This window comes from Peribacillus alkalitolerans (genome assembly GCF_010882125.1).
GTDB classification, from domain to species: domain Bacteria; phylum Bacillota; class Bacilli; order Bacillales; family DSM-1321; genus Bacillus_BN; species Bacillus_BN alkalitolerans.
The window spans coordinates 1-8,165 of record NZ_JAAGVZ010000043.1; the positions used below are offsets into that span (position 1 = coordinate 1).

Annotated in this window: 7 protein-coding genes and 1 riboswitch; of the genes, 5 read left to right on the top strand and 2 right to left on the bottom strand. The window is 32.8% G+C overall.

All coding sequences use genetic code 11. The annotated features are described in order from the left end of the window. Positions 1-317 precede the first annotated feature (317 nt). Together G3O09_RS21720 and G3O09_RS21725 are read left to right on the top strand one after the other, a co-directional pair. Entirely contained in the window at positions 318-1,565 is a 1,248-nt protein-coding gene (locus G3O09_RS21720; protein WP_163103527.1) for a sensor histidine kinase, read from the top strand. A gap of 191 nt (positions 1,566-1,756) precedes the next feature. Continuing rightward, the gene (locus G3O09_RS21725; RefSeq protein ID WP_163103528.1) at positions 1,757-2,032 is read left to right on the top strand and encodes a hypothetical protein; all 276 of its coding nucleotides are present in this window, start codon (positions 1,757-1,759) and stop codon (positions 2,030-2,032) included. 232 nt (positions 2,033-2,264) lie between these two features. Here G3O09_RS21725 and guaC read toward each other — a convergent pair whose 3' ends face one another. After that, entirely contained in the window at positions 2,265-3,248 is a 984-nt protein-coding gene (gene guaC, locus G3O09_RS21730) for a GMP reductase (RefSeq protein WP_163103529.1), read from the bottom strand. A gap of 85 nt (positions 3,249-3,333) precedes the next feature. Next, positions 3,334-3,432: riboswitch (purine riboswitch) on the bottom strand. Between the two features lie 282 nt (positions 3,433-3,714). Here guaC and G3O09_RS21735 point away from each other — a divergent pair. The 3 genes from G3O09_RS21735 (at position 3,715) to G3O09_RS21745 (ending at position 6,225) form a co-directional block, all read left to right on the top strand. Next, positions 3,715-4,743, top strand: coding sequence for a D-alanine--D-alanine ligase family protein (locus tag G3O09_RS21735; protein ID WP_163103530.1), 1,029 nt, complete (start codon positions 3,715-3,717; stop codon positions 4,741-4,743). A 165-nt stretch (positions 4,744-4,908) separates the two neighbouring features. Next, entirely contained in the window at positions 4,909-5,298 is a 390-nt protein-coding gene (locus G3O09_RS21740; RefSeq protein ID WP_163103531.1) for a cupredoxin domain-containing protein, read from the top strand. Positions 5,299-5,664: 366 nt separating this feature from the next. Further along, positions 5,665-6,225, top strand: a complete 561-nt coding sequence (locus G3O09_RS21745; protein ID WP_163103532.1) for a hypothetical protein — start codon at positions 5,665-5,667, stop codon at positions 6,223-6,225. A 97-nt stretch (positions 6,226-6,322) separates the two neighbouring features. Here G3O09_RS21745 and G3O09_RS21750 read toward each other — a convergent pair whose 3' ends face one another. Continuing rightward, the gene (locus G3O09_RS21750) at positions 6,323-7,735 is read right to left on the bottom strand and encodes a PQQ-dependent sugar dehydrogenase (protein ID WP_163103533.1); all 1,413 of its coding nucleotides are present in this window, start codon (positions 7,733-7,735) and stop codon (positions 6,323-6,325) included. Positions 7,736-8,165 lie beyond the last annotated feature (430 nt).

Below are 8,165 nucleotides of genomic sequence, written 5' to 3' on the forward strand. Positions count from 1 at the left end.
TTAGACATAAAAAAACCCCCAAATAGACTTAAATTGATTTTACCACGAGGGATAAAAGTCAGTTTCTTTTTAGAGTCTACTTTAGGGGTACTATAGCATAATGGCAGCTATTTTTTTGTCAATTAGCACTTTCGTGTTACTTAACTTATACTAGATTTGTAGACAATGGATTCACTTTCATATCTTGTAAAATAATTGGTCGATTTTGTTATGGTATTTGTGCAGGTTGGCTTTCTAACTAATTGTAAGGCATGCAATTCCTTTAGGGTGTAATGAGAAAACATGTAATAATGAACAGAATATGAAAGGTAACTAAGATGAGTATTATTAAGGATTTTTTGCTTCAATTAACGATTATGGTCATACCCATATTTGTTTACTTTACATTTATCACGGAGAAGGTAAAGAGCAATGTTAATCGAAACATAGTAATGTGCATTTTGTGGGGAGTATCAATATTGCTATGCATGTTCTTTCCAGTAAATTTTGGTCTAAATGCCCGTTTGGATTTAAGAATTATTCCTCTATTATTTGGGAGCTTATACGGCGGATTTTGGCCATCGATCATCCTATCCGCTATTATTGTACTTTTTCGACTTTATTTTGGATTTGATATTGGATTCTATAATACTGTTCTAGTCATATTATTATCACTGCCTGTAATATTATTTTTTCAAAAATCATTTGCAAGATCGAAAAAAGATAAAAGGGTTAAAATTGTAGTAAGTCTTTCATTTTACTATTGTATTATTGGTGTTACATTTTCTGGTATTCTTAGAGGTTTTTCCATAGAGTATCTAAAATTACAGATTATTCATCTATTCTTTGTCGTAGTAGTAACTTGGTTATTGGCTATGTTAAATGAAACTATCAGGGAGATTCACAAGCTACGTTCAGAGATCCAAGACACGGAAAGATTTAGAGTTATAAGTGAGTTAACTAGTGTATTTGCTCATGAAATTAGAAATCCAATGCAAGTTACTAGAGGCTTTTTGCAACTTCTAAATGAGCCCGATTTGCCAAATGAAAAGAAGGAATACATCAAAATATCCATTGATGAATTAGATCGTGCAAATGAAATAATAAATGACTTTTTATCTTTTGGAAAACATTCCGTAAAAAAGGAAAGAGTTGAAGTAGGTTATCAGCTGCAACGTGTAATAAATATCCTTCAAAGTTACTCCCTGAACCATAATGTTGAGTTTAAAGCTGATCTTCATGATAACTGTTGGATTTATGCTAATCCTCAAAAACTGAACCAGTCTTTGATAAATATTATGAAAAATGCGATAGAGTCTATGCCGGATGGTGGAATCGTATGGATTACTTGTACTTCAACTGAGGATGGATATATAAAGATTAAAATTAAAGACCAAGGAATTGGCATGACAAAAAAACAAATTGATAGGCTCGGGTCTCCGTTTTATTCCTTAAAAGAAAGTGGGACAGGGCTAGGAATGATGGTAAGTTTTCAGATTGTACGTTCTTTCAAAGGGGAAATAAAAGTTATAAGTGAAAAGGATATCGGGACAGAATTTATTATTCTTTTACCCCAGAATAGCTAAACTTAGCGATATATAAAAGTTATTCATAAATATTCATTCGGAACTAACCGGGCGGTGATCCAGAAGGATTATCGCTATTTTTATTGAAATAAAACAATATACTTCTTTGGAACAAAGGGGAAAGGTATATTGTATTAGGATCCTGTAAAAAGCGATAAGTTATCGTAATTAGGTAAAATTGGAGGGTTTGTATGTATTTACTTCTATCAATAATCTTGTGTTCTTTTTTAGGTTATATTTTATTGTTGATGGGTCCACTTGTTGGTGGTATTGTTGCATTTGGTATTATAGTAGGTTGTATCTTTAGAGGGCTGTTCCTACTTAATGAAATTAATAAGAAAATCTCCATTAATTTAACTAATCCAAAGGAAGATATTTCAAATCTATCATCTGAAACATACAAAGTCCCAGAACATTTTAATAGCCCTAGAGCATATAAAAAATATTTAGAAGAAAAAAATAATTAGCAAACCGGATCAGAATTGCTGTAAGGAATAGGGGCGTACTCAACAAACGGGGCAGTTTTATTTAACAAGAATTTTGTGTTTAGATTGATCTCCTCAAGAATTTATAACATATTAAATATAAAAAAACAGCATATTTAATCACTACGGATTAAGTATGCTGTCGTGCTTGTCCATCTAATAATCTCCATAAAATTAAACTACTTGCCTTTAGAAGTTTTCTTTAAATTAGGTTTTAATATACTTTATCGCCATTAAAAATAGAGTTTTTAACAATAACATAATCTACGTGACGAATGGAGTCTAAAGTAGTTCCACCAGCATATGAAATAGAAGATTGAAGATCTTGTTCCATTTCAGTTAACGTATCCTGTAATGAACCTTTATGCTCAACGTACATTTTCTTACCTTCTACGTTCTTCTTTTCACCTTTTTGATATTCAGAAGCAGAGCCAAAATATTCTTTAACAAACTTTCCATCTTTTTCAATGGTTTCTCCAGGTGATTCTTCATGTCCGGCAAAAAGGGAACCAATCATGACCATCGATGCTCCGAAACGGATTGATTTGGCTATATCACCGTGTGTTCGTATTCCACCATCAGCAATAATCGGTTTACTTGCTGCCTTTGCACACCAACGAAGTGCTGCTAACTGCCAGCCTCCAGTCCCGAATCCTGTTTTAATTTTTGTGATACATACTTTACCAGGACCAATCCCAACTTTCGTCGCATCAGCACCGGCATTCTCAAGTTCTCGCACAGCTTCAGGAGTACCAACATTACCAGCAATGACAAAGCTCTTGGGTAGGTATTTTTTAATATGCTGAATCATATTAATGACAGCATTTGAATGACCATGTGCAATGTCGATTGTTATGAATTCAGGGGTAAGCTCTGCTGAAGCAAGCTCTTCAATGAATTGATATTCTTCTTCTTTTACTCCAACACTAATTGAAGCGTATAAACCTTTTGCCTGCATATCCTCTATAAATGACAGTCGTTTTTCTGGCTCAAAGCGATGCATAATATAAAAATAATTATTTTCAGCAAGATATAGGGCTATCTTTTCATCAATGATTGTTTGCATATTAGCTGGCACAACAGGAAGTTTAAATTGACGACCTCCTAGTGTCACAGTGGTATCACACTCAGAACGGCTGTTAACCACACATTTATTAGGAATTAACTGAATATCTTCATAATCAAATACATTTTCCATGATATACACTCCTAAAAGGTAAATTTTAATAATAATGTCATTCAAGAATCTTAAGGCAACAAAAAAATCCTAACTATAAATGGGTAGAATAATACCACCCATTCGTAGTTAGGATTTTAGGCTCCTTGTAGAAACTCTTAGACCATTTTTCTAAGAATATACGAATGATGCTAATTAATTTATTTAAACACAAATTTGATTATAAACGAACTTTTATTATATGTAAACGTTTATTATTCGGATTTTTATTGAAAATTAAAAGGGAATTGAATATTATCATCAAAAAAATTGGTTTTTATTAAAAGGGGAGAAAATTAAAACAATTTATTTAATCATGTTCGGGGAGAATCCCCCACTGAAAAAATAAAGTTCAATACTTTGCACATTTTTTAACAATTTATTTAGAATATAAGTTGCCTTTAATCTATAAAATTCGTAATAAATAAAACTCATAGGAGGTAAAAAAATGAGAATTGTTGTATTAGCTGGAGGATTAAGTGATGAAAGGGATGTTTCTCTTGCTTCTGGTGCTCAAATTTCTAATGCTTTAATTTCAAAAAATCATGATGTATTATTACTAGATATTTATAAAGGTTTAAAAGATGTTTATGATTTTGATTCAGCTTATAAAAAATATAGAAAAGTAACATATACTTATAATGTGCCTAAAGAAAGACCTAATTTGGAAGTATTACGAAAACAGCAAAATAATCAAAAGTCTTTAATTGGTCCTAATGTGTTAGAAATATGTCAAGATGCCGATATTTGCTTCCTTGCTCTCCATGGCGGAATTGGTGAAAATGGACAATTACAGGCATTATTCGATATATACGGAATTCAATATACTGGTAGTTGCTATGAGGGCAGTCTATTAGCGATGAATAAAAAAATTTCAAAAGAACTAATGACTTTTAATGGGATAAAAACGCCAAAATGGGATATTTATAATTTTGATAAAGAATTACCAGAAATTAATTATCCAGTTGTTGTGAAGCCAAATGACAACGGTTCTAGTATAGGAGTAATAATTCTTAATAATTCTGATGAAACTCATAAAGCATTAGAAGAAATTAAAGATATTTCAAAAACTATTCTAATTGAGGAAAAAATAGAGGGAAGAGAGTTTTCTGTTGGCATAATTGGAAATATTGCTTTACCTGTTATTGAAATTATTCCTAAGCAAGGTTTCTTCGATTACCAAAGTAAGTATCAAGAAGGTGCAAGTGAAGAAATATCTCCTGCCAATATTCCAGATAGTTTAGCTGAAGAATTACAAAACAATGCGTTAAAAGTTCATAATTTATTAGGATTAAAAGTCTATTCTAGAATAGACTTTATTGTTAATCAGGATCATGTAATTTATTGTATTGAAGCGAATTCTCTACCTGGTATGACGCAAACTAGTTTATTACCTCAAGAAGCTCATGCTAATCAAATAAGTTATGAAGACTTATGTGAATTACTAATAAAAGAATCCTTAAAGAAATACTCATAAGAACAATATAACCTACGTAAACAAAAGCACTGACTACTCAGTGCTTTTGTTTTTAAAGTCTTAAAATTTAATATTGTTAGGATGAACCATATTATAAGTAGGTACGATTTGTAATAATATTTTATGAATTAGAAAAAAATAGGGTTTAGGAAAGGAGGGATTGCGATGTATGTGAAAAAGTGGTTAACAGGATTGGCCGTTTTGCTTGGAATGATTATAGTTTTGACAACTCTAGGCTCAACCGGTGTATCTGCGGAATCGGGTCTTGTAACTCAGCCTATGGAGAGGGGGAAAGCGATTGAGGTCGACTTGAACGATGATTTCTTTAATCCAAAAGTCATTTCTATTCCGAATGGAATAACCACAACGTTGATATTGAAAAACAAAGGTAAGAAAGTGCACACCTTCACAGTGGATAAGCTCGGAATTGATGCAGAGATCCAACCAGGAAATGAAAAAACAATTACCGTGGAACCAAAAATGCCCGGTACATACGAACTGATATGTCGGTACCATTTCCAGGAAGGAATGGTTGGAACAGTAATAGTCAAATAACAAGCAGGGCCAATTGGGCCTTGCTTTTTTAATAACCACAACTGTAATTAACCAATTATTATCCAGGCATCATCATAACAGCTATCATTCCTCCACAAAGGGATGTTTTGATGATGCAAATTTGAAGTATATCTATTTTGAGAAAATTACGATCCAATTCATTTTTCAGAAGATGTAAATTACGTGTTACTAGTTTTTACGAATCTAGAAGTTCGACTTTCACGTTAGAACTTTTTCAATTAACAGTAATATATGGTAAAAGGTCTTATTTAATGAAAAGGTTAGTTCAGTAGGTCTTGGAGTAACAAATGTACAAAGCAAAATATAATGTATGGTAACCTATAAACCAAATAATGAGGTGAATGGATGTATTTTTTTAAAACCATTTCCGATGATGTTCGATTAGCTCAAACTGTATTTCAAAAGCATAATAAAACATTGAAGTTCATTTTTGGGTCTATATTTGCCTGCATTGCAGCTGTTCTACAATCAGCTGGTGGCTTTTTACCAGTGGTGGGATATTTCTTAAGTCCGCTTGCAACTGCACCTATACTTTTATGTTCCATTCTATCTATACCGATTGGATTAATGTCCTACTTCCTAACAATTTTTTTGTTATTAATCTTGCAACCGACTGAACTAATTGTTTTTCCTTTTACAACTGGATTGTTAGGTGTAGGTATAGGGGCTTCTTTTTACTTTTTCACGAAGAGATTAAGTATTATTCTTGCTGGTACGATACTTTTAATGATGGGAATTATTAATCTACTATATGTTTTCAACTTTCAAGTACTTGGTCCCGCCGTATCTGTTTCTTTTTCACTTCTTTCAATAGGAAGTATCTCTATATTTTCTTTCCTTTATAGCTTGTTATGGGTTGAGATTGCTTTAAAAATAATTAAAAGAATAAAAAATATTATAAATTAATAACTATCCAAATAACCGCAGTCTAAGGGTTTGTATCTTATTTTTTTATATTAAGATTTAATTAAGTCATATCAGTATTAAGTAGTTTAGTTATGAATTATGGAACAATTTCAAAAATCGTACCTTGGTTATAATCATTCACATTCATAGAGCCATAAACCCCTAAATATAATCTGGTTTGATTCAGATTCGTACCCAAATTAACATAATAAGCTGATTGAGATCCAAAATTATAATCGGTTTCAATAATACTATAATCATTTAATTTACAATCTGTTCTTACGGTGGTATAAGCTAAAACCCCTCTAGCAGGAGATGAAGATTCTCCATGCCGGACAATATCAATAAAAACAACGTTTCCCGTTAAATCAGGGATTCCATTCCCCATGTATGGCTGGACTCCTGTAATTGCAGTTCCTCCAAACTTATCGGACCTTTGTTCTTTATGAAAATAACTAGTTAAAGGCTGTAGCCTCCGCACTGAAGTATTTACTGTTTCATTGTAATAAGCGATTGTTTTCTCATCTAATCCCGGACTTTTAGAGCATTCCTTTATAATCGAAGTTGGAAAAGCACCTTCCCATCCTCGCCAGCCGAAGTTAATAAATCCTTCTTCAGGTTCAGAGGGCGTTAAAGAAGCTTGAACTAGCTGAGTAACTGGAATTGGCTTATATTGAACGAATGAAAAAATCGACTCAACCAAATGCTGTCCGACATTTCCTGCATATTTGATATACTGATTATTAAACCTTAGGAAGGAAATTCCTGGAATATTGCGAACCCCTTTGGCAATTACCGTAAGTGTTTCCTGAATAGGTGAGGGAAGTTCATTAAAACGTGTTACTACTGGTGGATTATAGATAGAAGTATTCTTAGCTACATCAATTTCAATTATTTTACCTGCAATTTCCATATCGTCCTGGCTTAAATTAAATGGATCATAGCCTGATCCACCATCTCCGGTTGTTAAAACAAGTTTTCCTGTTTCAGGTGAAAAGTTTAAGCTATTGAAACCATTATGATTATAAAATGGTCTTCTTAAGTTAAGTAAAGTCCGTCGTTTTTGAGGTTGTCCATTCGATTGTAAAATCCATTCTTCAACTGTATCAATATGATCATATTGAGTTTCTCTATTTATCCACCTAAGATTTAAAGTTCTGGGATCACACGGATTAGGCTTAAAAGATTTAGTAAGAGCACCTGGACCTTGTGTTCCAGCTAATGAAAAATGAAGATAAAACAGACCATTATAATAAAATTCTGGATGAAACGCTAACCCTAGTAATCCTCTTTCATCATATCCACCACCAGAAGCACCTAATTTTATGATTCTAGAGCGAATATCTAAAAAAGTCCTTATCTCTCGATTTCCTATGTAAAAGATCTCTCCTACCTGTGTTGCAATAAATAATCTTTCAATTGAGTCACCTGGAAGAATAGTTGTTTTCAAAACAGTCGGTAAATTTATTTTACTTACAATGGGTCGTAAACTAACCTTAATTTTTTTCAACTAACTTTACCTCCACCTTATTGTTTTTCATTTATAAGAATATGAGTCGAACTGTTCTAATAGTACCAAATTAGGGGAGGGGAATCAGACACTGACATGGCAATTACCAGCTCCAACGTACTTAAACAAAAGAAGGATAGAGTTTATTAGAAACATGAGTTTCTTGTTCTAAAATGATATTAATATAGAGTGGATTCAGGGGCACATTAGTGGATTGAATTTTCGCTATTGCGCGGAATCTAGTTTGATATCAAGATTAATTCTTGCATTACCACTTTTGAAAAACTTATTATTAAGCTAACAGGGGCGTTAATCTAGGGGGATTAACGGCCTTTTTTGGTGTGCCAGGCATGTTCATCAACTAGGCGGTGAAAGTCCGCTATGGGCGTTGGGATATGCGAACCATTAGCCAAAAGCAAGGGTGTCCATA